The 26,180-nt window shown below is 51.9% G+C and carries 31 protein-coding genes; 25 read left to right on the forward strand and 6 right to left on the reverse strand.

Annotation, left to right across the window (positions count from 1 at the left end):
- Nucleotides 1-10 precede the first annotated feature (10 nt).
- From B2M23_RS15385 to B2M23_RS15400, 4 genes are all read left to right on the forward strand, one after another.
- Nucleotides 11-826, forward strand: coding sequence for a class D sortase (locus B2M23_RS15385; RefSeq protein ID WP_052237457.1), 816 nt, complete (start codon nt 11-13; stop codon nt 824-826).
- Nucleotides 819-2,204, forward strand: a complete 1,386-nt coding sequence (locus tag B2M23_RS15390) for a hypothetical protein (protein WP_038353904.1) — start codon at nt 819-821, stop codon at nt 2,202-2,204. Before B2M23_RS15385 ends, B2M23_RS15390 begins: the two co-directional genes overlap by 8 nt.
- Nucleotides 2,205-2,280: 76 nt before the next feature.
- Nucleotides 2,281-2,592, forward strand: a complete 312-nt coding sequence (locus B2M23_RS15395) for a hypothetical protein (RefSeq protein WP_038353903.1) — start codon at nt 2,281-2,283, stop codon at nt 2,590-2,592.
- A gap of 468 nt (nt 2,593-3,060) precedes the next feature.
- Entirely contained in the window at nt 3,061-3,825 is a 765-nt protein-coding gene (locus B2M23_RS15400; protein WP_052237456.1) for an electron transfer flavoprotein subunit beta/FixA family protein, read from the forward strand.
- A 74-nt stretch (nt 3,826-3,899) separates the two neighbouring features.
- On the opposite strand, the gene B2M23_RS15405 is transcribed toward B2M23_RS15400, so the two are convergent.
- A complete protein-coding gene (locus tag B2M23_RS15405) occupies nt 3,900-5,048 on the reverse strand; it encodes a 1-deoxy-D-xylulose-5-phosphate reductoisomerase (RefSeq protein WP_038353902.1) in 1,149 nt (382 codons plus the stop codon).
- Between the two features lie 210 nt (nt 5,049-5,258).
- Here B2M23_RS15405 and B2M23_RS15410 point away from each other — a divergent pair, with 210 nt between their 5' ends.
- A complete protein-coding gene (locus tag B2M23_RS15410; RefSeq protein ID WP_038353901.1) occupies nt 5,259-6,683 on the forward strand; it encodes an ATP-binding protein in 1,425 nt (474 codons plus the stop codon).
- Between the two features lie 193 nt (nt 6,684-6,876).
- On the opposite strand, the gene B2M23_RS15415 is transcribed toward B2M23_RS15410, so the two are convergent.
- A complete protein-coding gene (locus B2M23_RS15415; RefSeq protein ID WP_038353900.1) occupies nt 6,877-7,332 on the reverse strand; it encodes a DUF3021 domain-containing protein in 456 nt (151 codons plus the stop codon).
- A gap of 10 nt (nt 7,333-7,342) precedes the next feature.
- Complete coding sequence (locus B2M23_RS15420) at nt 7,343-7,783, reverse strand: LytTR family DNA-binding domain-containing protein (RefSeq protein ID WP_038353899.1); 441 nt, start codon at nt 7,781-7,783, stop codon at nt 7,343-7,345.
- Nucleotides 7,784-8,014: 231 nt separating this feature from the next.
- On the opposite strand from B2M23_RS15420, the gene B2M23_RS15425 reads away from it, so the two are divergent.
- Both B2M23_RS15425 and B2M23_RS15430 read left to right on the forward strand, forming a co-directional pair.
- Nucleotides 8,015-8,338, forward strand: coding sequence for a hypothetical protein (locus tag B2M23_RS15425; protein WP_038353898.1), 324 nt, complete (start codon nt 8,015-8,017; stop codon nt 8,336-8,338).
- Nucleotides 8,339-8,644: 306 nt separating this feature from the next.
- Nucleotides 8,645-9,166 carry a GDSL-type esterase/lipase family protein gene (locus B2M23_RS15430; RefSeq protein ID WP_038353897.1) on the forward strand — a complete coding sequence of 174 codons (522 nt, stop codon included), beginning with the start codon at nt 8,645-8,647 and terminating at the stop codon, nt 9,164-9,166.
- Here B2M23_RS15430 and B2M23_RS15435 read toward each other — a convergent pair.
- A complete protein-coding gene (locus B2M23_RS15435) occupies nt 9,150-9,695 on the reverse strand; it encodes a phosphatase PAP2 family protein (RefSeq protein WP_038353896.1) in 546 nt (181 codons plus the stop codon). The two genes, B2M23_RS15430 and B2M23_RS15435, sit on opposite strands and share 17 nt — an antisense overlap.
- Before the next feature lie 126 nt (nt 9,696-9,821).
- Between B2M23_RS15435 and B2M23_RS15440 the strand changes: the two genes are divergently transcribed.
- The 14 genes from B2M23_RS15440 to B2M23_RS15495 all read left to right on the forward strand — a co-directional run bounded on the left by B2M23_RS15440 (nt 9,822) and on the right by B2M23_RS15495 (nt 20,355).
- Nucleotides 9,822-10,379 carry a hypothetical protein gene (locus B2M23_RS15440; RefSeq protein WP_038353895.1) on the forward strand — a complete coding sequence of 186 codons (558 nt, stop codon included), beginning with the start codon at nt 9,822-9,824 and terminating at the stop codon, nt 10,377-10,379.
- A 25-nt stretch (nt 10,380-10,404) separates the two neighbouring features.
- Entirely contained in the window at nt 10,405-10,899 is a 495-nt protein-coding gene (locus B2M23_RS15445) for a hypothetical protein (RefSeq protein ID WP_038353894.1), read from the forward strand.
- Between the two features lie 51 nt (nt 10,900-10,950).
- Complete coding sequence (locus tag B2M23_RS15450; protein ID WP_146209117.1) at nt 10,951-11,457, forward strand: LptM family lipoprotein; 507 nt, start codon at nt 10,951-10,953, stop codon at nt 11,455-11,457.
- A 30-nt stretch (nt 11,458-11,487) separates the two neighbouring features.
- Nucleotides 11,488-12,000, forward strand: a complete 513-nt coding sequence (locus tag B2M23_RS15455) for a hypothetical protein (RefSeq protein WP_038353892.1) — start codon at nt 11,488-11,490, stop codon at nt 11,998-12,000.
- 692 nt (nt 12,001-12,692) lie between these two features.
- On the forward strand, nt 12,693-14,159 hold the full coding sequence (gene trpE, locus B2M23_RS15460) for an anthranilate synthase component I (protein WP_038353891.1): 1,467 nt from the start codon (nt 12,693-12,695) through the stop codon (nt 14,157-14,159).
- Nucleotides 14,159-14,740 carry an anthranilate synthase component II gene (locus B2M23_RS15465; protein ID WP_038353890.1) on the forward strand — a complete coding sequence of 194 codons (582 nt, stop codon included), beginning with the start codon at nt 14,159-14,161 and terminating at the stop codon, nt 14,738-14,740. Before trpE ends, B2M23_RS15465 begins: the two co-directional genes overlap by 1 nt.
- The gene (trpD, locus tag B2M23_RS15470; RefSeq protein WP_038353889.1) at nt 14,737-15,747 is read left to right on the forward strand and encodes an anthranilate phosphoribosyltransferase; all 1,011 of its coding nucleotides are present in this window, start codon (nt 14,737-14,739) and stop codon (nt 15,745-15,747) included. Before B2M23_RS15465 ends, trpD begins: the two co-directional genes overlap by 4 nt.
- A 4-nt stretch (nt 15,748-15,751) precedes the next feature.
- Nucleotides 15,752-16,537, forward strand: coding sequence for an indole-3-glycerol phosphate synthase TrpC (gene trpC, locus B2M23_RS15475; RefSeq protein WP_038353888.1), 786 nt, complete (start codon nt 15,752-15,754; stop codon nt 16,535-16,537).
- A gap of 1 nt (nt 16,538) precedes the next feature.
- Complete coding sequence (locus tag B2M23_RS15480; protein ID WP_038353887.1) at nt 16,539-17,168, forward strand: phosphoribosylanthranilate isomerase; 630 nt, start codon at nt 16,539-16,541, stop codon at nt 17,166-17,168.
- Nucleotides 17,165-18,349 carry a tryptophan synthase subunit beta gene (trpB, locus tag B2M23_RS15485; protein WP_038353886.1) on the forward strand — a complete coding sequence of 395 codons (1,185 nt, stop codon included), beginning with the start codon at nt 17,165-17,167 and terminating at the stop codon, nt 18,347-18,349. The genes B2M23_RS15480 and trpB overlap by 4 nt, the downstream gene beginning before the upstream one ends.
- Nucleotides 18,342-19,127: a tryptophan synthase subunit alpha gene (trpA, locus tag B2M23_RS15490; protein ID WP_038353885.1), complete on the forward strand. Its 786-nt coding sequence runs from the start codon at nt 18,342-18,344 to the stop codon at nt 19,125-19,127. The genes trpB and trpA overlap by 8 nt, the downstream gene beginning before the upstream one ends.
- Before the next feature lie 100 nt (nt 19,128-19,227).
- Nucleotides 19,228-19,392, forward strand: coding sequence for a hypothetical protein (locus B2M23_RS21305; RefSeq protein WP_013379977.1), 165 nt, complete (start codon nt 19,228-19,230; stop codon nt 19,390-19,392).
- Between the two features lie 11 nt (nt 19,393-19,403).
- Nucleotides 19,404-19,529 (forward strand): hypothetical protein, encoded by a 126-nt coding sequence (locus B2M23_RS21685; RefSeq protein ID WP_264474044.1) that lies wholly within the window; start codon nt 19,404-19,406, stop codon nt 19,527-19,529.
- 82 nt (nt 19,530-19,611) lie between these two features.
- Nucleotides 19,612-20,355: a GH25 family lysozyme gene (locus B2M23_RS15495; protein ID WP_038353884.1), complete on the forward strand. Its 744-nt coding sequence runs from the start codon at nt 19,612-19,614 to the stop codon at nt 20,353-20,355.
- Nucleotides 20,356-20,546: 191 nt separating this feature from the next.
- Here the strand turns inward: B2M23_RS15495 and B2M23_RS15500 are convergent, their stop codons facing one another.
- Nucleotides 20,547-20,972: a hypothetical protein gene (locus tag B2M23_RS15500; protein ID WP_038353883.1), complete on the reverse strand. Its 426-nt coding sequence runs from the start codon at nt 20,970-20,972 to the stop codon at nt 20,547-20,549.
- 420 nt (nt 20,973-21,392) lie between these two features.
- Between B2M23_RS15500 and B2M23_RS15505 the strand changes: the two genes are divergently transcribed.
- A complete protein-coding gene (locus B2M23_RS15505) occupies nt 21,393-22,556 on the forward strand; it encodes an NAD(P)-dependent malic enzyme (RefSeq protein WP_038353882.1) in 1,164 nt (387 codons plus the stop codon).
- A 295-nt stretch (nt 22,557-22,851) separates the two neighbouring features.
- Here B2M23_RS15505 and B2M23_RS15510 read toward each other — a convergent pair whose 3' ends face one another.
- Entirely contained in the window at nt 22,852-23,853 is a 1,002-nt protein-coding gene (locus B2M23_RS15510) for a DUF3089 domain-containing protein (RefSeq protein WP_052237455.1), read from the reverse strand.
- Between the two features lie 136 nt (nt 23,854-23,989).
- On the opposite strand from B2M23_RS15510, the gene B2M23_RS15515 reads away from it, so the two are divergent.
- The 3 genes from B2M23_RS15515 (at nt 23,990) to B2M23_RS21695 (ending at nt 26,179) form a co-directional block, all read left to right on the forward strand.
- Complete coding sequence (locus B2M23_RS15515) at nt 23,990-24,748, forward strand: MerR family transcriptional regulator (protein WP_038354003.1); 759 nt, start codon at nt 23,990-23,992, stop codon at nt 24,746-24,748.
- A gap of 176 nt (nt 24,749-24,924) precedes the next feature.
- Nucleotides 24,925-25,893, forward strand: a complete 969-nt coding sequence (locus B2M23_RS21690; protein WP_038353881.1) for a site-specific integrase — start codon at nt 24,925-24,927, stop codon at nt 25,891-25,893.
- Nucleotides 25,859-26,179, forward strand: a complete 321-nt coding sequence (locus tag B2M23_RS21695) for a tyrosine-type recombinase/integrase (protein ID WP_038353880.1) — start codon at nt 25,859-25,861, stop codon at nt 26,177-26,179. The genes B2M23_RS21690 and B2M23_RS21695 overlap by 35 nt, the downstream gene beginning before the upstream one ends.
- The last annotated feature ends 1 nt before the right edge of the window (nt 26,180 follow it).

Here is a 26,180-nt window from a genome sequence, read left to right on the forward strand (position 1 = left end):
AGGAAAAGCGATGGATGATACCAGAAAAAAACACCGGCGGACCCAGCCGCGCAATCTGCCGGCTCCGGCGTCAGGCTCGTCGGGAAGAAAGAGAAAAAGACAGCACTTTCCGCGCGCGCTGCCACAGCCCGCGTCCGGAGTGACCATCGACGAAGTGAAAAAATCATCCGCTCGCAGAAAAAGAAGCGGGATCGCGGCGAACACCGCCCCCACCCGCGCCCATAAGACAGGGGTTTTTTGGTTAGCCCCTGTCTTTCTTTTGATTGCGACGGTCGCGGTCCTCTGCGTGGCCTGCCTGCCCTATGTGGATATGGCAGTGTCCGCCTTTAAGGTATACCTGAACGACAGCAGCACCGAGATCGCCCCGGCCGAGGCGGGAAAATACCCGGCCTTTGGCACCGAGTTCGCCACGGTCCAGATCCCGTCGATCAATCTGATCTATCCGGTTATGCAGGGCGATACCGAGGCCCTGCTGAGCCAGGGTGTCTGCCATTTTTACGGCTCCGACCTGCCCGGCGAAAACAGCTCGATCCTGTTCACCGCCCACCGGACCACCCACTTCTCAGGCATCGGCGCCCTCGAGCCCGGCGACAGCGTGACTGTGGACACCTCCTGGGGGACTTACGAATACGCCGTGGACGAGGCCATGATTCTTTACCCGGCGGACATTGCAGGCCTGCTGAACGCCAGCCAGGAGACCCTGTACCTGATTACCTGCTATCCCTTTAATTTTATCGGCGGCGCGCCCCAGCGCTACGCAGTCCGATGCCACCTGGTGAGCGGGCCGCCCCACAGCTTTGGAGAGGAGGCCGCCGCCCGTGAATGACGGAAAAGATTTTTTCAGGATGCTCCTGTCCTTTGGGCTGGTGTTTGTGCTCCTGGGCCTGCAGCTCGTGCTCTTTACCGACAAGGTGATTTTTAACCCCAGAACCTATGAACCCTACTACACCCGGGACGATTATTTTGGCCGTATGGCCGCAGAATCCGACAACAAGCTGGAGATCATCGCCCGGTACAACAACGTGCCCCAGGAGATCCTCCAGGCGCCCGTGGACGAGGCTTTTCTGAAAAGCTACGCCAGGCAGTGCACCGAGCATTTGATCGCGTATCTGAGGGGAGAAAGCCGCGAATATAAGCCCTCCTTTGACCGGACAGCCCTGCAGAGCTCGGTCGAGCACTACGTGGCCCAACACCTGGCCGAATCAGGGCTCAGCTATGACGAGAACGCCGCCGCCCAGGTCACCAGCATTGTGGACGCCTCGGTGGACGCGCTCAACAATACGGTCATGATCCTCAATCCCGACCTCCTGACCCAGTTTGGCGTGGCCGGGATGATCCGCCGGGGCTTTGGCCTGGCTGGCAGCTTGGAGCTTGGCCTGGCCCTTGCGGCCCTTGTGCTCACCGCCCTGCTCGCCTTACTCAACTGGAAGCATTTTATGCGCACCCTCTGGTGGGCGGGCAGCTCCCTGGCCATCAGCTCCGGCGTGCTGATGATCGTGGGGATTTTCCTCACCGCCATCAACCTGCCCGGGCGGCTGGGCGCAGCCGACAGCTATATCCGCTTTCTGGCCGAGACCGGCATCGCCGGTATCCTGAGGAGCTTCTGCCTCTGGCAGCTGGGCGCCATACTGCTGGCCGGGGCGATGATGGAGGCCTACGCCTTCCATCGCCAGCGCAAATTTATGCTGGCACGGGCCGGCCGGCTCAGGCACCAGCTTGCGCGCGAGGACCCCACCACCGGGAAGATCGGCCCCGTATCCCTCATGGAGATCGACGAGGCCGAGGTGTTGACCCCCGAAGACATAGAAGCCCTTGTCCGGCAGGAGACAGGGTCTGAAAACAGCCCGGCGCGGCAAAGCCCGAGGGACCGCTCCTTTTACGCGGTGGATATCCGCCGGAAATGGATTTTTACACCCGCTGAAATACGGCCTCTCATTGCCAGAAACCGCCGGAAGGACCTTGTCTTTACCGCGGAGGCTTACACCATCACCTACCCGAGAGGCACCCTGTCGCTGCCGAGGGACTGCCCAGAGGTCAGCCTGGCGCTGGACTGGGAGCTGCAGGCCCGCAGCCGGGCCGATACGCGGGGCTTTGGGGACAGCGGCAGTGCCGCTGTGTTGCGCATCTCCGGCGCAGAGCGGCTGCCCGGCGCGGGGATAATCCGCCTCAGGCTGGACGGCGCGCCTGTCTCCAGGGTCCCTTAAACTTTTAATCGTGGTCTGCTTAAAGAAAGCCCTTTCGGGTAAATAGAAAAATAACAAACTGAAAGGAGAATTTACCATGAAGGATAAAAACAATTCACCAGAAAAAGACGCCCGCGAACGCGACGATGAAATATTTTTTGGCGCAAAGGTTAACCAGGATCAGCGTGACGCCGATGTCAATACCCAGGAGGATGACGCTTTCCGCTTTGGAGCGCCAGTGACCGCCACTGAAGAAAAGAAAGCAGAACAGCGCGAGGAAAAATCCGAAAACGAACGGGAACGCGAGGACGAGGTTTTCTTCGGCGCCAAGCTTAACGCTGATGCTGACGATGACGTCAACGCCGAAAAGGACGACCGCTTCCGCTTTGACGCTCCTGACGAAAAATAGTGCGAGCAGAGATGATGTGCCGAAACGCCGCCTCATCTCCGGCAGAGACAAGACGATACGCCGAAACGACGTATCATCCCGGCAGGATCTGAGCGGATGGAAAATGGGGCGCACTCTTTTGGCTCTATGGCTCGCTGATAAAAATTCAAACCTCTGAGCAGGTACGCTGTTTCGGCGTATCTGCTTTTTGTATGCCCTGAAAGAATTGCTGCAAGAGGGTTTTGATAATAATGTTTAAAAATGACGCAAATGTCGTTTTTAAATCAGGCGGCCCATTCAGAGCGCCCTGCGATGTTATCATCCCGCCGCATCGGCAAAACCTCTTGACAATTAGTATGCTAAATATTAGTATTACAAAAGAAGCTTGTCACTAAAGCTGCCTCTGCCAGGAAAAGGGGCATAAGACCCAGAGAGAGCCGTTTATTTTAAGCGAAGCTTCAAATTCCAGAGGAAAGAGGGAAGCGTGAAATGATCCAATGTGTGGTATGTATCCGGCCGCTCTCGGACAATGTGCCTGTGCTGGCCGATTCGGCGGAGGAAAAGCTGACAGCCCCGTCCGCCCCAGGAGGCATGAATCCGGACGATAAGGCGGCGGTGGAGGCAGCTCTCCGGCTGAGGGAGGCCGAGGGCGGCACCGTGGCGGTCCTCTGCGCCGGGCAAAAGACAGCAGAGAAAATCCTGCGGGAGGCTCTGGCCATGGGCTGTGACGAGGCGGTCCGGGCAGAGGTGCCGTTTCCAGACGGTACCTTCGCCGGGGCGGCGGCCAGCGCTTTGAAGGCCGCCCTGGAAAACCGCAGCTGGGACCTGATCCTGATGGGCGGGCAGGCCATTGACAGCGATGTGGCCCAGACCGGCGCACTGCTGGCAGAGGCGCTGAGCCTGCCACAGCTCACCCAGGCCCAGACGCTTACCCTGAGGGGAGGGCAGGTGTGCGCGCAGTGCCTTTTCGATGGCCGGGAGGTGCTTCTGGAAGCGCCGCTGCCCTGCCTGGCCACGGTGACTGATAAGCTGGCCGCACCGCGCTACGCCACCTTTGCGGGCATCAGAGAAGCCTACGATAAGCCGCTGCGGCGCCTTGAATATAAGAGAGAAGCCGCCAGGGAGGGAGCCCTCCGTGTAAAGACGATCGTGAACCGCCAGCGCGGCAGAAAAGGGGAAATCCTGAGGGATCCATCCCCCCAGGCGGCGGCAGACCAGCTGCTGTCCTTTATCCGGGGCGAGGGCCTGCTCTAGCGCGGCCGCCTGAGAAAAATAAAAAGCCCTGCCGCACAACTGGATGATGCTGTGCGGCAGGGTTTATGTTGGTTTTACAGGCTTTTAGCCACCGTTCGGGCCCACTCGTCCACGTCCAGGATGTCCTCAAGGGTTGGGGCTTTAACCGGAACGTGCTGGTTCATGACCGCCTCGTTGATTCTCGGGATATCCAGGAAGGCGATTTCCTCCTTCAGGAAACGGGCGACCGCAACCTCATTGGCAGCGTTCAGGGCCGCGGGCATGGAGCCGCCGGCCCTCAGGGCTTCATAGGCCAGCGCCAGGCAGCGGAAGGTGTCCTTGTCCGGCTTTTCAAAGGTCAGGGTGCCCACCTCGGCGAGGTCCAGAGTCGGCTTTGTGTTTTCGACACGGCCGGGGTAGAAGAAAGCGATCTGGATCGGCAGGGCCATGTCCGGCAGACCAAGCTGCGCCATGACCGCGCGGTCTTTGTACTCAACCATGGAGTGGATAATGCTCTGGGGGTGAACCACCACGTCGATCTGGCCCGGCTCCAGGTCAAAGAGCCATTTGGCCTCGATCACCTCCAGCCCTTTATTCATCAGGGTGGCGGAGTCGATGGTAATCTTTGGCCCCATGGACCAGCTGGGGTGCTTCAGCGCCTGGGCGAGGGTCACCTGCTCCAGATAAGCGCGGTCCTTACCGCGGAAAGGGCCGCCGGAGGCCGTGATGATGACCTTCTTCAGCTCCTCGTGCGCATTGCCCATGAGGCACTGGAAGATGGCGGAGTGCTCACTGTCCACAGGCAGCAGGGCCACGCCCTTCTTCGCCACAGCCTCCATGACAATGGAGCCGCCTGCCACCAGGGTTTCCTTGTTGGCCAGGGCGATGTCGATCCCGGCCTCAATGGCGGCCAGCGTGGGCCGCAGGCCGACCATGCCGGACACAGCGGTCAGCAGCATTTCTGCAGAGTCGCAGGTCGCCACAGCGATGAGCCCCTCCATGCCGGAGAGCACCTCGATGTCCGGAAACTCCGCCTGGATACGCTTTCTCAGGTCAAAAGCAGCGTCCGGGTCCATCACACCCACCAGCTCAGGCTGGTATCTGCGGATTTGTTCCTCCATGGCGTCAATTTCGTTGAAGCAGGAAATACTGACAACGTTCAGCTCCTCAGGAAATTCGTCGACCACCGACAGCGCCTGCGTGCCGATGGACCCCGTAGAGCCTATGATACTGATATTTTTCATCGTGTCACCTCGAATAATCTTTATTTATCTCTTTATTATATCATAATGTAGCCCCACTTAGTAAAAAAGATGTAAAATTCATCCTGCTAAGTGAGGCTGAATTGCTTGTGTTTCTCTTAAAATGTCGCCAGAGTCCATAAAAATCTTGAACCTCTGCGGGTTTAAGCGTATAATTATCATAGGATAATTTTTTGTTAGGAGGCATCGAATATGAGACCTTTTATAGGCAGAAAGCAGGAGCTTCAGCTTCTTGAAAACGCGTATACCAGTAAAAATGCCTTTGTCATGGTTAACGGACGGCGCCGTGTGGGCAAAACCGCCCTTGTCCGTCATTTTCTGAAGGGCAAGCGGGCGTTTTACTTTACCGCGAAAGAAGAGGTTGATGTTTTAAGCCGACGGCGCTTCCTTAAAACTTTTGCAGAATACTGCGGAGAAACCCTCAGCTCTTCGGCAAAGCTGCCGGACTGGAAGGAAATTTTCAAGGCCTTTGCCGAGCGGGTAGAGACCTCCAGAAAAGTGCTGGTCATCGACAATATCGCTTACCTGATGCTGGCCGACCCTTCCTTTGCCAGAGCTTTAAAATACGCGTGGGAGCGTTACTTCAAGCAGGCGTCCGTGATGCTGATCGTGGTAATGCCCAACAACAGCCTTTTAGTCAATCTTGAAAGCAAGAGCAACACCCTGATCGGCTGCGTGACCACCCAGCTGAAGCTGAAGCCCATCAGCTTTGTGGAGATGATCAAGGACTACCCCCATCAGGATTTTAACCAGCTGATGACCCTGTACGCCATTGCGGGAGGAGTTCCCAAATACTGGGAATTTTTTGCCGCCTGCGAAAAGACCATAGACTACATGGGCGTGGTCCGTGAGGACATGCTGGGCCAAAACAGCCTTTTATACGAGGAGCCCATGAACCTGATCGAGCGGGATGTCTGGGAACCAGCCTACTACAACGCGGTGTTAAAGGCCGTAGCCGACAATTACCACCGCCCGGCCGATATTGCCAGGTATCTGGAGATGAAGCCAGGCGCAGTGAGCCACTGCCTGAACAACCTGGCGGTCCTGGGCTACCTGGAGGCCAGAGTGCCCATTACGGAGAAAAAGACCGGTCCCTCCAACCGTAAAGTCCAGTACTATTTTTCCGATCCCTTTATGGATTTCTGGTATACCTTCATTTTTGAAAATAAAGAACACCTGGAGGCAGGCCAGGAGCTTCAGATTTTTGAAGCCATCAAGCGCGCTTTTCCAGGCTATATCCAATTCTGGTTTAAAACAGCCTGCAAGGAGATTTTTGCCGCGGCCTGCAAGCAGGGGGGCATCCCCTTTAAAATCGACCGCATCGGCACATTTTGGAACAAAAATGAGGAAACTGTGGACATTGTGGCAGTGGACGAACAGCGCAAGCGCATCTTTTTAGGCGACTGTCTGTACAGCAACAAGCCCTACACCATGGAAGCCTACGATGATTTTGTGGAAAACTGCAGCGATATAAGAGAGTTTAAGGTCTTTAAGGACTATGACTGGACACACGGCGTCTTTACCGCCAACCCCTTTGACCCCGCCCTCATGGATTACGCCATGATCACCTCCGATGTCTATCTGTTTAACGGGATCACGGTTTACTCCAGAAAATAAAAAAACACGCAGACAGCCTCAGGAGCTGCCTGCGTATTTTTTATGGGTTCATTATTTGGATTTTCCAAGGGCCACACAGCTGAGAACCAGACCAGTCGTGCCCGCCGCCAGCGCCACAATGCTGAGCACAAAGGATGCCACTTTCATTTTAACACCTCATTTCGATAAAGTAGGTGTCTCTATTATAGCACGTTTACGGCCTTTTTTCATAAAGACGGGCGTTTATTTTGGAAATTTTTCGCCGGATGATCAGGTACTGGACGATCCAGATAATCAGGTAAAGGACGGCAAAGATCACGAAATAGATCAGTATGCTGATAAAACCGGGGGTTACCCAGCGGCAGGCAATGGAGATGGGCAGCAGGGTAAAGGTCAGCAGCAGAAAATGGATGACCGTTTTCCTCAGAAGGCTCCACCGCTCCACTGCCCAGATGGAAGACCCGAACCCGCAGATAAAGCCAAGAGCCGCGCTGGCCAGGTACTGGAAAAGAGCCGCGTTCATCAGGCCGCCCATCAAATCGATGAGCTCGAGGGATACCGGGGAGTAGCTGTCAAAGACCAGAGAAATCGCCAGCGCGATGGTCGTGGAGATGGCAATGCCGATGGGAATGCCCAGAAGTCCGAAGCCCAGTGCTTTTTTTACAGTCATTTTAATTACCTCACAATCCTAAATATTTTTTGATTTTGGAGACATAGCGTCTTGACACATAGGCCTTGTCCCCGTTGGTCATCCGCAGGCTGATGGTGCCGCTGATACTGGTGTCCAGGCTGGTGACATGGCCAAAATTGACAATTTCAGAGTTGGAAATCCGGACAAAACTGCTACCCGAAAGCATTTCCTCCAGCGCGTACAGCCGGAGCTTTACCCGGTAGGTCTGCTGGGCGCACCGGGCAAAAGTTTTCTGATCCTCCGTATAAAAACGGAAAATCTCCTTTTTGTCCAGCAGGTAGATCCGGTCGCCGGAAATTGCGGTGATCATGCTGGGGTGGTCAGCCGAAAGGCGATCAGCCAGGGCAGTGATTTCAGCGGTCAGGGCGTTTGTGCAGATAACCACCCGGGGTTTTTGCAGCCCAGGGTCAATTTTTATTTCAACATCCATTTTGAGAAGCCTCCTTGGTGTTTCCGTTAACGGTTGATTTAATTATACGTGAAACCAGCCCGGACGCAAGGCTTTTTCGCTAAGTGGTCGTAAACAGCCGGTAAGTGGCAGGTTGACGGCAGGCAGAGGGTAGGGTAAACTTTTAAGAGCAGCGGCGCGGACTGCGCCTTTTATCCAGATAAGAAAAAGGGACCAGGCGCCGCGGACACGGCCGGGAATTGTGCCGCTTTAGTGGGACAGCCGGACACTGGCAAGATCAGGTATCAACGCCAGCCAAGAAGCTTCAGGCGTGAAGGCAGTACCCGCAGGCCGCCTTTTTCTTCCTTAGGTAAAAGGCTTCGTCTCAAGAGGTTTTTTGGCGAACTGAACAGCGGCGGCGCAGTGCGGACTGCGCCTTTTATCCAGATAAGAAAAAGGGATCAGGCGTCGCGGACACGGCCGGGAATTGTGCCGCTTTGGCGGGACAGCCGGACACTGGCAAGATCAGGTATCAACGCCAGCCAAGAAGCTTCAGGCGTGAAGGCAGTACCCGCAGGCCGCCTTTTTCTTCCTTAGATAAAAGGCTTCGTCTCAAGAGGTTTTTTGGCGAACTGAACAGCGGCGGCGCAGTGCGGACTGCGCCTTTTATCCAGATAAGAAAAAGGAACCAGGCGCCGTGGACAAGGCCGGGGATCGTGCCGTTTTAGTGGGACAGCCGGACACTGGCAAGATCAGGTATCAACGCCAGCCAAGAAGCTTCAGGCGTGAAAGCAGTACCCGCAGGCCGCCTTTTTCTTCCTTAGGTAAAAGGCTTCGTCTGCTGGGTTTTTTTGTCATACTGTATAGCGGCAGCGCCGCGGGTAATGGATTTTGAGGTGAGAAATGAAAAGTGATGAAATATTAATGATCGGCGACAGCCTGATCGAATATGGCGACTGGGACGATCTGCTGGGAACAGAGGTTATCAACCGGGGCATGGGCGGCGATACCACAGAGGGTGTGCTCATGCGCATCGGCAGGAGCCTGAAGCGGGAGCCGGGCAAAATCTTTTTAATGGTCGGGGTGAATGACATCATCACCGGGGAGAGCACTGGCTTTATCTCCCGCAATTACGAGGCGATCCTGGAGAAAATAAAGGCGCTCTCGCCTGAAAACGCCGTCTTTGTGCACAAGGCTCTGCCCTGCAGCCCCGAAAAGCTCTTTTTTGTTTTTGACAACAGCCGGGTAACAGCTCTCAACCGGGAAATTGAGCGGCTGGCAAAAAAATACGACGCAAAATGCGTCGATCTGTGGGATGTCCTGACGAAAAACGGAGAGCTGCTGCCCGAGTACACCACCGACGGCGTACATCTGACAGCGCCGGCCTACGCGCTGTGGGCAGACAGGCTTAAGCCTCTTCTTTAGGGGCTGGCAGGGCCTTTGTCTCAAGGGCATAGGCGGCAGAGCCAAGCCCGATCCCCAGAGCGGTAGCCGCCGCAATATCTGAGGGATAGTGGACAAAAAGGTACATCCTGGAAAAGCTGATGAGCGCTGCCAGCGGAATGGCGCCAAGGCCAAAGGACTTTTTGTTCAGTGTCAGGACAGTGGCGGCAGTCACTGAGGTCAGCGTATGGCCGGAGGGGAAGGACGCGCCAAAGGGGCGCCGGATCTTCAGAGCTACTGTTTGGTCAACGTCACAGGGCCGCGCGCGGTGGAAAAGATTTTTAACCAGAATATTGTTGGCGAAAACGTCAAAGGATACCGCCGCTGCGAGCGTAAACCCGCAACGGCGGTATTTTTTTGAGAGCATCATCAGCCCGCCGATGCCAATCCAGACAGCGCCGGCAGTCCCGAGCTTTGTCGCCCCGATCATCACCTTGTCCAGCGCCGGCGAGCAGAGGTTTTTCTGTATTTTTTTCAATATTTTAAGATCAAATTTCGTGATGTTTTTCATAGAATGTTGTCTTCTCCTTATATCGTAAAGCACATTATACCTGAAAATGGATTGATTTTCATTAAAAGCAGAATGACGTTCGTTTTCAAATGTGCTATAATGAGGAAAAGGAAAGGGGTGAGCGGAATGAAAAAGCTGTTGATTGGAATGGCCGTGCTGGCTGTGTGCTTTGTTTCTACCGGGTGCAGGCAGGGCGGCGATATCGTCGGAACCTGGAAGGAAGAATATTTTGAGAAGACCTGCCCGATAGAGGATGATATGCAGAACCACCAAATCGTGTTCAACGACGACGGAACGTTTTCAGACGGACGGGGCGTTAATGTGGACGGGCACTACAAAGTTCTGTCCTTTGAAGGCAGCTACGGCAGCAATCCCGACTCCGGTTATCTGAAATTAAGCCGAATATCCTACCTGCCGTCTGAGGAAACCCTGTTTATTGACAAGGACGCGACTGCGTTTTATGAAAAGCAGATGACAGGGTCAGACGATTGGGAGAAGAAGCCTCTGATCGACGCGCCTCCCGGTAAATTTGACGAGGGACTGGCCCTGACGAACTATGCCAGAAGAATGGATAATCGCGAATTTTCCTATAAGTTGCTGGGCAATAAGCTCTACATTATGAGCAAAAAAGTAAATGTTGAGAAGGGCAGTATGGTCAGTGGAATATATACGTTTGTGCGATAAGGGTATGGAGAGGAGGCAGGCTGAAATGAAACGAGTAATGCTAATCATGGTGATGGTGGGCCTCCTGGCACTGCTGCCAGGCTGCGCGCCCGAGAAATCACCGTTAGTCGGCGCCTGGCATGAGGATAACGCCGGGGAACTGCCAATGGAGAGTCTGGAAATTAAATTTAGTGATGTTGGAAAATATGATGCTGTCAGGAATTTTGTGTTTGGCGGACACGATTATTATGGCTATGGTCCTTCCGGTACCTACGCCATCGCGGATAACCACCTGGTCTTTACCGCCACGGGTGCCTCAGGCTATGCCAGCGACGACTCCTACAGCGATCTGTACCAGTCCGGAATGCGTGAAGCGTACCCCGAGCGGACTGAGCGCTATTATGAAATCGACGGCGATACGTTGTATCTCTATGAAACAGAGGAAAAAAGAGAGACGCCGGGCGTCTTTCTGACCGGCACCTTCCACCGCGGAGAAATTAATAAATGCAGCATATACGAAGCGTATTATCATTATGACTGATAAAAAAAGAGCAGGCTCGAGACCTGTAAAATGAAGGAAAGGGGTGGCGGAATGAAAAAGCATTGGGCAGCGCTGATGGCAGTGCTGGCCTGCGTCATCCTGACAGGGTGCGGCCAGGACAGCACCCTTGTTGGGACATGGCAGGAGGATTATTTTGAGAAGACCTGCCCGGAAAGCACAGATAAAACGCAGTATCATGCAGTCGTATTTTACGATGACGGCTCCTATGATGAAACACTGTTTTTCAATGAAAATGGACGCTTTGTCAGTGATTCTGTCAGCGGTGGATACGGCGATTACGGTAATCAGCTCAATACAACGGTCATGAGCGGTGGCGGGAGTGTTCGGGAAGAAAGAATTAAAACACCTGTTTTGGATCTGCTGCCGGGAAAGTTTGAAAGATATGGGGGATGGGATAAAAGTTTCAGCCTTATGACAAGAGGCGGAAGTTATGGTTACCGTGTAAGCGGCGATACGCTTTGTATTACGGACTTAAAGGTGGAGCTGGAAAAAGGGATGGGCAGCACCTTAAGCGGTCGGTACCGCCGTGTCCGGTAGAAGTTTTTCATATTAAAGGGAGGTTACAGAATGAAACGTATCATCACCGCCGCCGCACTGTTAGGCTTGGTACTGCTATTGTCTGGGTGTGGCGACCAAAAGTCGCCCCTGGAAAATGTGTGGCATGAGGATTTCAGCGACACGCCACAGGTCGTCGAACTTCGGAATACCGGAACCTTTAGAGCACATCAGATTCACAAAGCCGACAATGGTTTATACTATGCTTATGGGCCGAGTGGTACCTATGGCGATACAGAGGAACAGTTGATTTTCGCGTGCTCCGGCAGTAACTACAGCGCGGATGACGATGTGGAGATCGAAGCACAGACCATCGCCCAGAAATTAAAGGAGCAGTACCCTAGCCGAATGGAAAGGTATTATAGGGTGGAGGGCGATATACTCTGGCTTTATGATAATCCGGATAAAAGAGAGACACCGGATGTGCCGCTGACCGGTAAATTCCACCGTGGCACACCAAAGGAATGCAGCGATTTTAAGGGAAAGGATTATTTTGGATATTATTCGGAATCGGTCAAAAACTAGATTGCTCAAAAAAAAGAACAAAAACTTTAACCCATAAAAGCTTGACAGCATAAATCTTGAGTGCTAAAATAAAGCACAATTAAAACAACAACTGAATACTTGCCTTAAAAACCATTGACGTGAAGATAAAAACAGTTCGTGCACTTACAGAGAGCCGGGAATGCTGAGAGCCTGGCAGAACGCAGCCTGTTAAATGGATCACCGAGGGCGCAGTGAACAGAGCGCAAGCTCCCATTACTCTGCGACGCACCTTCTGCGTTATTGAAGAGGCGGTTGATGGACCGCTGCAAAGAGCATGGGATCTTTTTGCGTCCCGTGAATAAAGGTGGCACCGCGGGTGTTTTCATAGAATTTACAACACTCGTCCTTTAATATAAAGCTTATATTACAGGGCGGGTGTTTTTTTGATGTTTTGTCCAATTTTTGAAAAAAATTGGCAGGGGTAAAGGAGCGTTAGCGGTTACCCCGGTAACAAAACGAACGCAAAACATTGCGGAAATTCACAAATCCAGATAGTTATTTCAGCAGTGTTTTGTGATCAATATCTGTCCAATTTTTGAAAAAATTGGCAGGGGTAAAGGAGCGTTAGCGGTTACCCCGGTAACAAAACGAACGCAAAACATTGCGGAAATTGACCAATCCGCATAGTTATTTCAGCAGTGTTTTGTGATCATTACATAAAGGAGAATCCTATGAAAATACCATCATTAGAAACAGTACAGAGACAATCAGAGGGCTTTGCGGCCTTTCCTGTCAGCTGTGAAATCTTTGCGGACATCAAGACACCGATTCAGGTGCTGAAAATATTAAAGGGCATCAGCTCACGCTGCTACCTGCTGGAGAGCGTCGAGGGTGTTGAGAAGTGGGGACGCTACTCTTTTCTCGGCTTTGACCCGGTGGTTGAGGTGAAGTGCAGGGACGGGCTTATGGAAATCAAAAACGGCACTGCGGTCAGGATAGAGACCGATGATCCAGGACAGGAGATAAGACGCATCCTGTCCGAATACAGAAGCCCTAAGGTGGCCGAGCTCCCGCCCTTTACCGGCGGCTTTGTCGGATATTTTTCCTACGACTATCTGAAGTACAGCGAGCCGACCCTGCGCTTTAGCGGTGACGACAGCGCAGGCTTTAACGATCTTGACCTTATGCTGTTTGAAAAGGTCATTGCCTTTGACCAGCTGCGGCAGAAGATCGTGATCATGGTTACCATCAAAACAGATCATCTGGCGGTGAACTATAACCGGGCCGTCAGGGAGCTGGATTACCTGGTGGGCCTGATCCACAGCGATGTGCCGGCGGGCGGCGAGCCGCCAAGACTGCTCAGCGATTTCAAGCCCCATTTTGCTAGGGAAGCCTACTGTGAGATCGTGGACAAGACGAAGGGCTATATCCGCGAGGGCGATATTTTTCAGGCAGTGCCCTCCAACCGCCTGACCGCTGAGATGGAGGGGAGCCTCCTTAATACCTACCGCGTGCTGAGGACCATCAACCCCTCGCCCTATATGTATTATATTGCGTGCGATGACCTTGAAATCGCCGGGGCATCCCCCGAGACGCTGGTAAAGCTTCAGGACGGTGAGCTCTCGACCTTTCCGATTGCCGGCACCAGCCCGAGGGGCGGGACCAGTGAAGAGGATGCTGAGCTTGAGGAGCGTCTGCTCAAAGACCCCAAGGAGCTGGCAGAGCACAATATGCTGGTAGATCTCGGGCGGAACGACCTCGGCAGGGTAAGCCGGTACGGCAGCGTCAATGTGCAGGAATATCTGAAAATCCAGAAGTATTCCCATGTCATGCACATCACCTCTGTGGTAACCGGGCAGCTGAGAGAAAACATGGATCAGCTTGACGCGGTTGCGGCAGTGCTCCCAGCGGGTACACTCTCGGGTGCGCCTAAGATAAGAGCCTGTGAGATCATCAATGAGCTTGAAGGGATACGGCGGGGCATTTACGGCGGCGCCATCGGCTATATCGACTTCACCGGAAACATGGATGTCTGCATTGCCATCCGGACAGCAGTGAAGAAGGACGGCCGGGTCTACATCCAGTCAGGCGGCGGTGTGGTCGCAGACAGCGATCCGGAAAAGGAATACCAGGAGAGCATCAACAAGGCCATGGCTGTGGTTGAAGCGGTAAAACAATCGGTGGAGGTAATGGACTGATGATATTAATCATTGATAACTATGACAGCTTTTCATACAATCTTGTGCAGCAGGTCGGCAGGGTAAACCCTGACCTGAAAGTCATCCGGAACGACGCTTTGAGCCTGGACGAAATCGAGGCGCTGCACCCATCCCACATCATTCTGTCACCAGGCCCCGGGCGGCCTGCCGACGCCGGAGTCTGTGAGGCAGTGGTTCACCGGTTTTTCGGGAAGCTTCCGATTTTAGGCGTGTGCCTTGGGCATCAGGCCATCTGCGAGGCCTTCGGCGCAGAGGTCACCTACGCCAGCGAGCTGATCCACGGGAAAAGGAGCAGCATTCACATTGCCAACGGGAGCCCGCTGTTCAAAGGCCTGCCGCCCATTATGGACGCGGCCCGCTATCATTCGCTGGCTGTCAGGCGGAGCAGCCTGCCCGACGAGCTGCTGATCATCGCTGAGGACAATGCCGATGAGGTTATGGGCGTCAAGCACCGGGATTTTGATGTGTACGGGCTCCAGTTTCATCCGGAATCCATATTGACACCAAAGGGAAACATCATTATTGAAAATTTTTTAGCGCTGGGAGGTAAAGTACAATGATACAGGATGCGATCTACACTGTTTTAAACGGACAGGACCTTGATCTGGACGCCACTAAAGAGGCCTTCAACCAGATTATGGAAGGAAAGGCGACCAACGCTCAGATTGGCTCCTTCCTCACCGCCATGCGGATGAAAGGCGAGACCATTGAGGAGATCACGGCCTGCGCAACAGTGATGCGTGAAAAATGCACAAAGCTCGACCCGGGGATGGACGTGCTGGAAATTGTGGGCACCGGGGGTGATGAAGCCAACACCTTTAATATTTCTACGGTTTCAGGCATTGTGGTCTCAGCCGGCGGGGTGCCGGTTGCCAAGCACGGGAACCGGAGTGTTTCCAGCAAATGCGGCGCCGCGGACTGCCTGGAAGCCCTGGGCGTAAAGATTGACCTGAACGCAGAGCAGAACGCGCGGATGCTGAGGGAGGCAGGGATCTGCTTCATGTTTGCGCCGGTTTACCATGCCTCCATGAAGTATGCTGGCCCAGTCCGCAAAGAAATTGCAGTCCGCACCATTTTTAATATACTGGGGCCTCTGGCCAATCCTGCCGGCGCGAATATGCAGCTGCTGGGCGTCTACGACGAGAATCTGGTAGAGCCTCTTGCCAGAGTGCTCTCAAACCTGGGCGTTAAGCGGGGAATGGTAGTTCACGGACACGACGGGCTGGATGAGATTACCCTGTGCGACACAACCACCATCTGCGAGATAAACGATGGCCAGCTCAACAGCTTTTTCCTCTCACCGGAGCAGCTGGGGCTGGCGCGCTGTACAAAGGATGCGCTGGTGGGCGGAGATCCTCAGGAAAACGCTGAGATCGCCCGGGAGATCCTGAGTGGTGTTCACGGCCCCAAACGCGATGTGGTGCTCTTAAACGCCGCGGTATGCCTGTATATGACCTATAACCAGATGACGCTCCGGGAATGTGTGCGCTATGGGGAGAACCTGATCGACAGCGGAAAAGCAATGGAACAGCTGAATCGTTTTATCGCTTTGTCCAACGAGGTGTAGAGTGATGATTTTAGATAAATTAGCGGCCAGCGCCAGGGTGCGGGTCGACCGGTTAAAGGCAGAACGGCCTTTGGAAAGCGTAAGAGAGGAAGCCCTGTCAATAAAACCCGAAAAGCCCTTTTGCTTTGAGGCAGCGCTGAAAAAAGAGGACATTGCTTTTATCTGTGAGATCAAGAAAGCATCCCCCTCAAAGGGGCTTATCGCTCCGGATTTTCCCTATGTGCATATCGCCAGAGATTACGAGGCTGCCGGCGCAGACGCGATCTCAGTCCTCACAGAGCCCGAATACTTTTTAGGCAGCGACGATTATCTGAGTGCGGTCAAGAGGGCGGTGAACATCCCGGTTATCCGAAAGGATTTTACCATTGACCCCTATCAGATTTACGAGGCCAGGATCATCGGGGCAGACGCTGTATTACTGATCTGTGCGCTTCTCGACACAGAAGTCCTGACAGAATATATCCGCATTGCCGATACCCTGGGTCTGACAGCGCTGGTGGAGGCGCATGATGCGGCAGAGGTCGCCTCGGCCCTTGAGGCAGGCGCCCGGGTGATCGGCGTTAACAACCGGAACCTTAAAACCTTTGAGGTCGACATCGAAAACAGTGCGCGTCTCAGGCAGCTGGTGCCTGAGCATATCACCTTTGTCTCGGAAAGCGGCATTAAAACCCCCGGAGATATTGACGCGCTCAGGAAAAACGGAACAGACGCAGTGCTCATCGGCGAGACTCTGATGCGCAGCAGCCGCAAGGCGGAGGAGCTGGCAAGGCTGCGGGGAGAGCGAGTCTAGTATGGACACAAAGATTAAGATATGCGGCCTGACAAGGCCCCAGGATGTCGAAGCAGTCAATGCGGCCCGTCCAGACTATATCGGCTTTGTATTTGCCGAGAGCAGACGCCGTCTGACACCACAGCAGGCCCTTTCGCTGAAAAGACAGCTCGACCCGGAAATCCAGAGTGTGGGTGTTTTTGTCAACGCCAGTCTGGAGACGGTTCTGGACATTACCAGCCAGGGTATTCTTGACATCGTCCAGCTTCACGGCGATGAGCCCCCCGCCTTTGCCGAAAGGGTGCGCCGCAAGACCGGCTGCCCGGTGGTAAAGGCATTTAGAATCAGAGGGGAAGAAAGCCTGGCGGCGCTCAAAGCCTACAACCAGGCAGATTATCTGCTGTTGGACGCCTATAATAAGAATGTTTATGGCGGCACAGGCAGGGCTTTTAACTGGGAGCTGTTAGATGAAAACAGGAGCAAAAAGCCTTTTTTTCTGGCAGGCGGGCTGAAGATTGAAAACATTGAAACGGCCATAAGGACCGTCCGGCCATACGGTGTGGATATCAGCAGCGGCGTGGAGACAAACGGGTGCAAAGACCCCGGTAAAATAGAGGAAATTATCAAGAGAATAAGGAGATTCGATCAATGACAAAAGGACGTTACGGACAGCACGGGGGCCAGTATATCCCTGAGACATTAATGAACGCTGTGATTGAGCTTGAGGAGGCCTACGAGCATTATAAAAAGGACCCGGCCTTCAATGCCGAGCTGAATGACCTGCTGAAAAACTACGCAGGCCGCCCCTCATTATTATATTATGCAGAAAAAATGACAAGCGATCTTGGAGGCGCAAAGATTTATCTGAAGCGTGAGGACCTGAACCATACAGGCTCACATAAAATTAACAATGTGCTGGGGCAGGTGCTTCTGGCAAAGAAAATGGGCAAAACCCGCGTGATTGCAGAGACGGGCGCCGGACAGCATGGTGTTGCAACCGCCACCGCCGCAGCGCTGATGGATATGGAATGTGAAATATTCATGGGGAAGGAGGATACCGACCGCCAGGCCCTGAATGTTTACCGGATGGAGCTGCTTGGCGCAAAGGTCCACGCGGTGACAAGCGGCACCATGACTTTAAAGGACGCCGTCAATGAAACTATGCGGGAATGGACCAGCCGGATCATTGATACCCACTATGTGCTGGGCTCAGTGATGGGGCCGCACCCCTTTCCCATGATGGTGCGCGATTTTCAGTCTGTGATCAGCAGAGAGGCCAGGGAGCAGATTCTGGAAAGGGAAGGAAAACTGCCTGCGGCAATTCTGGCCTGTGTCGGAGGCGGCAGCAACGCCATGGGGATGTTTTACCATTTTATAGAGGATCGGGATGTGCGGCTGATCGGCTGTGAAGCGGCAGGGAAGGGTGTGGATACCGACAAACACGCAGCCACCATCGCCAAGGGCACACTCGGCATTTTTCACGGCATGAAATCCTATTTCTGTCAGGATGTATATGGCCAGATCGCCCCGGTATACTCCATATCAGCCGGGCTTGATTATCCCGGTATCGGCCCGGAGCACGCCCACCTGCACGATCTTGGCAGGGCGGAGTATGTGCCTGTCACCGATGACGAGGCCATCGGCGCCTTTGAATACCTCTCGCGGACAGAAGGGATTATCCCGGCAGTTGAGAGCGCTCACGCTGTCGCTTACGCCAGAAAGCTGGCGCCGTCCATGTCAGCGGATGAGAGCATCATTATCTGTTTATCGGGCCGCGGAGATAAGGACGTGGCAGCCATCGCACGCTATAAGGGGGTAGATTTACATGAGTAACCATCGTATCGCAAAGGCCTTTGACCACGGCAAAGCCTTTATCAGCTTTATCACAGCGGGTGACCCGACCCTTGAAAAAACAGAGGCGTTCATCACGCTCATGGAGCGGGCGGGAGCAGACCTCATTGAGCTGGGGATTCCGTTTTCTGACCCCATCGCTGAAGGACCAGTGATCCAGCGGGCAAATATCCGCGCGCTCAGTCAGGGCGCCACAACCGACAAAATTTTTGACATGGTGGCCCGGGTGCGTGAAAAGGTCCAGGTGCCTCTGGTGTTTTTGACCTATGTCAATCCGATCTTTACCTATGGCATTGACCGGTTCTGCGCGAGGTGCAAGGAGGCGGGAATCGACGGTCTTATCATTCCGGATCTGCCCTTTGAAGAAAATGGGGAGGTCCGACCCATCGCAGAGAAATACGATGTGGATGTCATCTCGCTGATCGCGCCGACCTCTGAGCAACGTATCGGACAAATTGCCAGGGAGGCTTCGGGCTTTATTTATACGGTATCCTCCCTCGGGGTTACCGGCGTCCGGTCTGAGATCACAACAGACCTTCAGTCGATGATCAGGGTCATACGGGAGAATACAAGCACACCGGCAGCTGTCGGCTTTGGTATCTCTACGCCGGAGCAGGCAGAGAGCATCAGCGCATACGCAGACGGAGTGATTGTAGGGTCAGCAATTGTGAAGATGATCGAAGCGAACGGTGAAGCCGCAGGACCGGTCATCGAGGAATACGTCCGAAAAATGAAAGCGGCCTGTAAAAAAAATGGTTAATTACCTTAGAGGATGTCATCCAGCTGTGACATCTTCTTTGTTTTTTTGAAAACTTATGTTACAATAGAGCCGAAAATAGAGAACAGGAGGAACATAATAAGTGGAAGAATTCCCTAAGATACAAATGCAGTTTGATAAATTGGTGATGGTGGTCAACCATGCGGAGCGCAAGGAGACGGACCCTAATAAGGCAGAATATTTACATTGGCTGAGAACACAGCTGGAGGCCATCGCTATTGATGAAAGCCAGCACCGTGAGTTCTGAGGAGGCGGAAAATGCAGCTACCGGCATGGATGTGGGGCGTTGTGCTGTTGTGCTTCTGTGTTGCGATTTTTTACCGCAACAAGCATAAGGACGATGATCATGATGACAATGAAGACCGCCGGCACCGCCGTTGGTAAGGTGCCGGAAAGGGCTTTTACCAGCTAATATTAAGAATGAATCGATATACTGTAAAGCAGAATTTAAAGGAGTAGCGGTTATATGGAAAAATTTAAACAAACATTTTTGAGCAAAAAGGGCCTGATCATCGTTGCCGGTGCAGCCGCAGCAGTATTGGTGGCAGTAGTCCTTTTCTTTGCGATTAACAGTGTGCGAAACAGCGGAAACCACGTAAAGGGTGTAGACGTTTCGGCCTATCAGGGTGATATTGACTGGAAAAAACTGGCGGACCAGGACATATACTTTGCCTTTATTAAAGCGACAGAGGGAAAAGACCATGTGGACAAAAATTTTGAGAAGAACTGGAAAGAAGCGCGCAAGACTCACCTGAAAGTCGGCGCATACCATTTTGTGAATTTTGACCAGGATGGAAAAACACAGGCCGATCATTTTATCAACACAGTTCCCAAAGAAAACGACAGTCTGCCGCCGGTTATCGACCTTGAGCTTTATGGGGATTATCTGAATAAACCGATGGATAAGAACAAGGTACAGGCCATCGTCAATGATATGATCGTAAGGTTTAAGGATTATTATGAAAAGACACCAATCATCTATACCAATTACAATACCTACAATACCTATCTGTCCGACGCTTTTGCTGAGATTCCAATCTGGATCTGCGATATTTCAGATCAGGAGCCTGATCTGAAGGGCGGCCATGAGTGGCTGTTCTGGCAGTATTCCCAGAGAGAGATCCTCAACGGCTACAGCGGCGAGGAACGGTTTATTGATATGGACCTTTACAATGGTGACCTCCGTCAATTTAAAAAACAGTTTGAATAAAAAGAAAACAGGCGCCAGACGCCTGTTTTTTGTTTGGATAGTAACAGAAAATAATATGGGTTACGTGTGCAAGATGTTTACAGAACAGCCAGATGGGTATAACAGTAAAGACAGATTTTATTACTGTGATCTCCTAACAAGCCTGATACCTCTTCTTGCTTACCCCCGGTCATTTCCCGCCGGGGGTATTTTTATTTCAGGTCATAGGTGTCGGAATCGGGATAGCAGGTGATTTTCTGAGTCTTTTTATCCTTCTTTACGGTATAGTCAATCTGAGAAATGTAGAGCTTTCCTTCATCCAGGGAATGCACATAGCTCTGGGTGACCTTTGAGAGGTCACGGCTGGATTTGGAGTTGACGCTGTCTGTACTCTCCTCAATGGTATGGGAAGAATCCTTAATGCCGTAGGTAACCTTCAGGTCGGTAATCTCATAATCTGAATTGTTGACTGCTGTGCTGATGATCTGTGTGTTCTTATCATCGACAGGGACAAATCCGTAGGTGATAAAAAGTCCGCTGCCCTCATCGAATTTTACCAGAGGTTCGGACTGGCCGCAGCTGCTCACTGTAAACAGGGTGGTGACAATCATTAACAATATAAATAATCGCTTTTTCATGTGTCCTCTCATCAAAAGTGTTTTATTTGTTTCTATCAATTATATCAGAAGTTTATTAAAAGAAAAAGAAAAAACAGGTTCTGTTCATGAACAATAAGGTTTTGATAAGCCTCTGAAACTTAAATTAAAAAAAATTAAAAAATAGGGTTGACAAAGCAGGCGTGAGGCACTATAATATATTTAAAGTTAGATAAACATAACAAATTAATTTTTCTAACTCCAACTATACTCCTTGATTTTATGAATTTTTACCATTCATAACTTGTTCTAACCCGGAAAAGGCTCGCATCCCCAAGCGAGCCTTTTCTTTTGCTGCCGATAAGATTAGAAGTTTCTTGCAAATCGGCTTTAAACCCACATGGGGTTGTGTTATAATAAGGCCGTTATTTCATTACATAAATGTAGAAACCGGAGGAAAATATGGATTACAATAAAGAAGCGCTGAAAGCCCATGAAGCGTGCAAAGGCAAAGTAGAAGTCGTTTCTAAGATGAAACTTGAAAATAAAGATGATCTGAGCATCGCCTACACACCGGGTGTTGCCGAACCCTGCCGCAAAATCGCGGAGAATAAAGAGGATGTCTATAAATATACTGCCAAGGGAAACCTGGTCGCGGTTTTATCTGACGGCTCGGCGGTTTTAGGCCTTGGCAATATCGGCGGTGAAGCCGCTATGCCTGTTATGGAGGGCAAGGCTGTCCTGTTTAAATCCTTTGGCAATGTCGACGCATTCCCGATCTGTGTGAGCACACAGAACGCTGATGAGATTATTCAGACAGGCATCAATATCGCGCCGACCTTTGGGGGAATTAACCTGGAGGATATTTCTGCGCCGAAATGCTTTGAAATTGAGGAAAAGCTTCAGGAAGCCCTGGATATTCCGGTTTTCCATGATGACCAGCACGGTACGGCCATTGTTGTCTCCTCTGCGCTCATCAACGCCCTGAAAATTGTTAAGAAAGACATTTCTGAGATCAAGGTAGCCATCAGCGGCCCGGGGGCTGCTGGGACAGCCATTGCAAAAATGCTGATGTCCTTAAATGTAAAAAATATCGTCATGTGTGACCGCACTGGCATCATTGATATCAGCCGTGACGGTCTGACCGGCCATAAGCTCTGGCTGGCTGAGCACACCAATCAGGAACACATTACCGGAAGTCTGGAAGATGCCATCAAAGGCGCTGATGTCTTAGTCGGTGTGTCTGGCCCTGGTATTGTCACAGAGGAGATGGTCGCTTCTATGAATAAAGACGCCATTCTTTTTGCTATGGCGAACCCTATTCCTGAAATTATGCCGGATCTGGCTAAAAAAGCGGGCGCGCGTGTCATTGGCACTGGCCGGTCTGATTTTCCAAACCAGATCAACAATGTCCTGGCGTTCCCAGGGATTTTCAGAGGCGCGCTGGACGCAAGGGCGTCACGCATCACTGAAGGCATGAAGGTAGCGGCAGCCTATGCCATCGCTGACCTCGTAAGCGCAGAGGAACTGAATGAAGATTATGTTATGCCGAGCCCTTTTGATAAACGTGTGGCTCCAGCGGTTGCCAAGGCTGTTTACGATGCCTGGATGAAGGAAGTAAAATAAGAAAAAAGCCTGCTCGGTTTGAGTGAGGTTCAGACTGTTAAAGAAGTGGCGCAGCGTGAGACTGCGCCTTTTATCCAGATAAGAAAAAAGTCCAGGCGCTGCGGATAACGACAAAAAATCGCGCCGCTTTACCGGAATAGCCGGACATAAGAGCGATCAAACAGCCACGTTAGTGAAGAAATTGCAGATGCAAAGGCAGCGCCCGCAGGACGTTTTTTCTTCCTTAGGAAAAAGGCTTCGTCTCTCAGTTTTTTGACATTAAAAAGCTCTCTCATGCTGAGGGAGCTTTTCTCGATTAAAGGGCGTATTTTTTGTCCGTCTGGGGATGACTCGCGAAGTAGGATTTTATGCGTGTTTTAACATTGTTTTGGAGATCGTAGTAGTAAAGCGGATAATCACCAGTGTGTAAAACACCGGAGGGGAAGGCTTCCTCCTGTCCGATGACCTTAAAGGCATCGGGGTCTGCGGTGCTGCAGATCACTGTGCCGCGTTCCAGGTCAAGGGCCGCGTCGGCATAGTGGGGAAGATCCTGCATGCCGACGAGCGAACCGGCGCTGTCACGTATGACCAGGCGCGAGCCAAGGCTCTGTGACGCTTCGGCTTTTTTGCCGGTGAGGGTCCAGGTGATGGGGTTGATGGATACTGCGTCTGGGAGCAGGGTGATGTTGTCACCCGTGACACCTGGGGATTCTGTGTTATATGAAATGATAACGCCTGTGTCTTTTGCTCCCCGCGCAAAGGTTAAATGAGGATTGTCTTTTAAATATCCCCGGGTGATGGAGTAGCCGATCACATAGGCGGCAATCATCCGCTCCTGAACCTCTGGATGCTCTTTTAAATAGAGGCTGAGGATAAACTGGAGCAGCAGCGAGCCCTGGGAATGGCCGGCCAGGATAAAGGGGCGGCCGTTGTTATGGTGCTTAATGTAATAATCAAAGGCTGACAGCACACAGGTGACAGGCCCCTTGGTAAAGAGCAGGTTGTTTTCCGGCGTATTGTCAAGAAGGCATTCGAGGGCAGCCTGGCGGTACGCAGGCGCGTAAAAATTGCCATAGGCTGAAAAGACAGAAGCCTTTGTCTGGAGATGCTCTGCGGCCCGGATACGCATGGCCTCATTGTTTACCTCGCAGATATTGGGACCATGCGGGGTTTTATAGTAGGCTGTGGGGTAGAGGTAAAAAATATCGACGGGCTTGTCGTCAGGCTTTGCTATTTTTTTAGGAAGACACAGCCAGTTTTGAGTGAGGCTGTAGTCGACCGGGGTATCTAAATCGGGAAGATATGGATGCTGTTTCATACGGACTCCTTTTATTTTATAGGATTGTATTATTAGCCTCTATTATAGCTTAAATATTTTTTTACAGCAAATGAAAAAAGGCCTTGACCTTTACGCCGCGTCAACGTCTATAATGGGTGACAGGAGGAGCAGAATGATGGAATATACGGTTAAAAAGCTGGCGGCCCTGGCAAAGGTCTCGCCGAGAACACTGCGTTATTACGATGAGATTGGGCTGCTGAAGCCAGCGCGTATCAACAGCTCAGGCTACCGGATCTACGGGAAGCATGAGGTCGACCGCCTTCAGCAGATTTTATTTTACCGTGCGCTTGGGATTGAGCTGGCAGAAATCATACAGATTTTGGACGCCCCGGGCTTTGACAGCCTGGCCGCTTTAAAAACCCACAGGGAACAGCTCCTTCTTAAAAAGAAGCAGATTGACGATTTGATCAATACTGTGACCAAAACGATTGAGAGCAAGGAAGGAAAAATGACAATGGAAGATCACGAAAAGTTCAAAGGCTTTATTCAGAACAAGATTGACGAAAACGAGAATCGTTACGGTGAGGAGATCCGTAAAAAATATGGCGATGAGGCGATTGACAGAAGCAACGCCCAGTTTAAGAACATGTCACCTGAAAAATACAGTGAATTTGCCGGTCTGGAAGAAAAAATCCTCGACCTTTTAAAGGAAGTAACCCGGCTGGGAACCATCGACAATCCGGAAGGTGAGGAGCTTGCCCAGCTTCATAAACAGTGGATCACGCTGGCGTGGGGAAGCGCCAGCCCGGACGCGCACCGCGGGCTGGTCCAGATATACACAGAAGATGAACGCTTTAAGGAATATTATGAAAGTAAAGCGGGAAAGAACAGTGCGGAACTGCTTAAGCAGAGTGTGCTGAAGTTCATCCGGTAAACCCTTAAGTCTATGAGCAACAGGGCCCTGCAGAGAAGGTAAGTCTGCAGGCTCTTTTTATTTTTGCGTAAAAAAGGGTTTAAAACAAATAAACATAGTTTATCAAAAAAAATCTCAGCCGATTTTGATCTCCGAATATAAAATGATATAGAAATTTTATTTATCAGGAGGAAATCATGAAAGAACAGAGAAGAAACATCTACAAGCGGAAAGACGGCCGTTACGAGGGGCGTTACATTGTAGGGTATGAAGGCGTGTACGGAAAGGCCATATACCGGTCAGTCTACGCCCATACCTATGAGGAAGCGGTAGAAGTTTTGGAAGAGGCGGAGGAAAGGGTTCACGAGGAGGTTGAGCTTCAGCGGCTGCTGCGCAGACAACAAACACAGCAACAGACAACCGGGATTTTACAGAGAGCCTTCAGCCACGACGAAATGCTGAAGGTAGTCCGGACACTGACGCTTCAGGAATGGATGATTGAGTGGCTGGAGGGGCATAAGAAAAATACGATTCGGCCAACCTCCTACATGCGCTACTACAATGTGATCTACAAGCATATCATCCCGCAGATAGGCAGTTATAACCTGCTGGAGCTGACGCCGGATATCATTCAGAAATTTGTCAAGTATTTATGTGAGGACGGGAAAAATGACGATACAGGCCTGTCGCCCGCAACGGTCAGGAGTTATATGATGATTCTAAAGAGCGCGCTGGAGCTGGCAGTGGATCAGGAGCTGATGATCAAAAATCCCTGCAGAAAGGTGTCGCTGCCGCCCAAAAGATTCCATAAGCCGGTTTATCTGGAGCCGGATGAGTGTAAACGGTTGGAGTATGTGCTGCTGCACACAGATGACAACCCCAAATCCGTCGCGATTTTGATGGCTTTGAAAACCGGGATGCGGCTCGGTGAGCTGGCGGCCCTCAAATGGGGCGATGTTGATTTCTCCAACCGGGTGATACATGTGCGGCATTCGCTTCAGCGAGTTAAGACCTTTGACCCGGAGGGACCAAAGACAAAGCTGGTCGTTTCAGAGACGAAGACGACAAACTCTGTACGGGATATTCCCATGAACAACGGGCAGTATGAGTATTTAAAAGGCCTATCGCCGGATGGTCGTAGCCGACTCCTGGGGAAACATCAATGAAAACACCTTTGTCTTTCAAAATCAGTCGGGGAGCTTTATTGACCCGAGGGTGTACCAGCAGTATTTTAAAGTCGTCCTGAAAAAGGCAAAGGTCAAGGAGGTCAACTTTCACGCGCTCCGCCACACCTTTGCCACCATCGCCGCCAGCAAAAACATGCAGATATCTGTCTTGAGCAGGATATTGGGACATTCCAACGCAGCATTGACATTACAGTTATATATCCATTCCATCACAAATCAGGACAGGGCAGAAATGTCTAAAGTAGATTGGGAATATTCAGCCTGAT

Source organism: Eubacterium limosum, assembly GCF_000807675.2.
Lineage (GTDB): Bacteria > Bacillota > Clostridia > Eubacteriales > Eubacteriaceae > Eubacterium > Eubacterium limosum.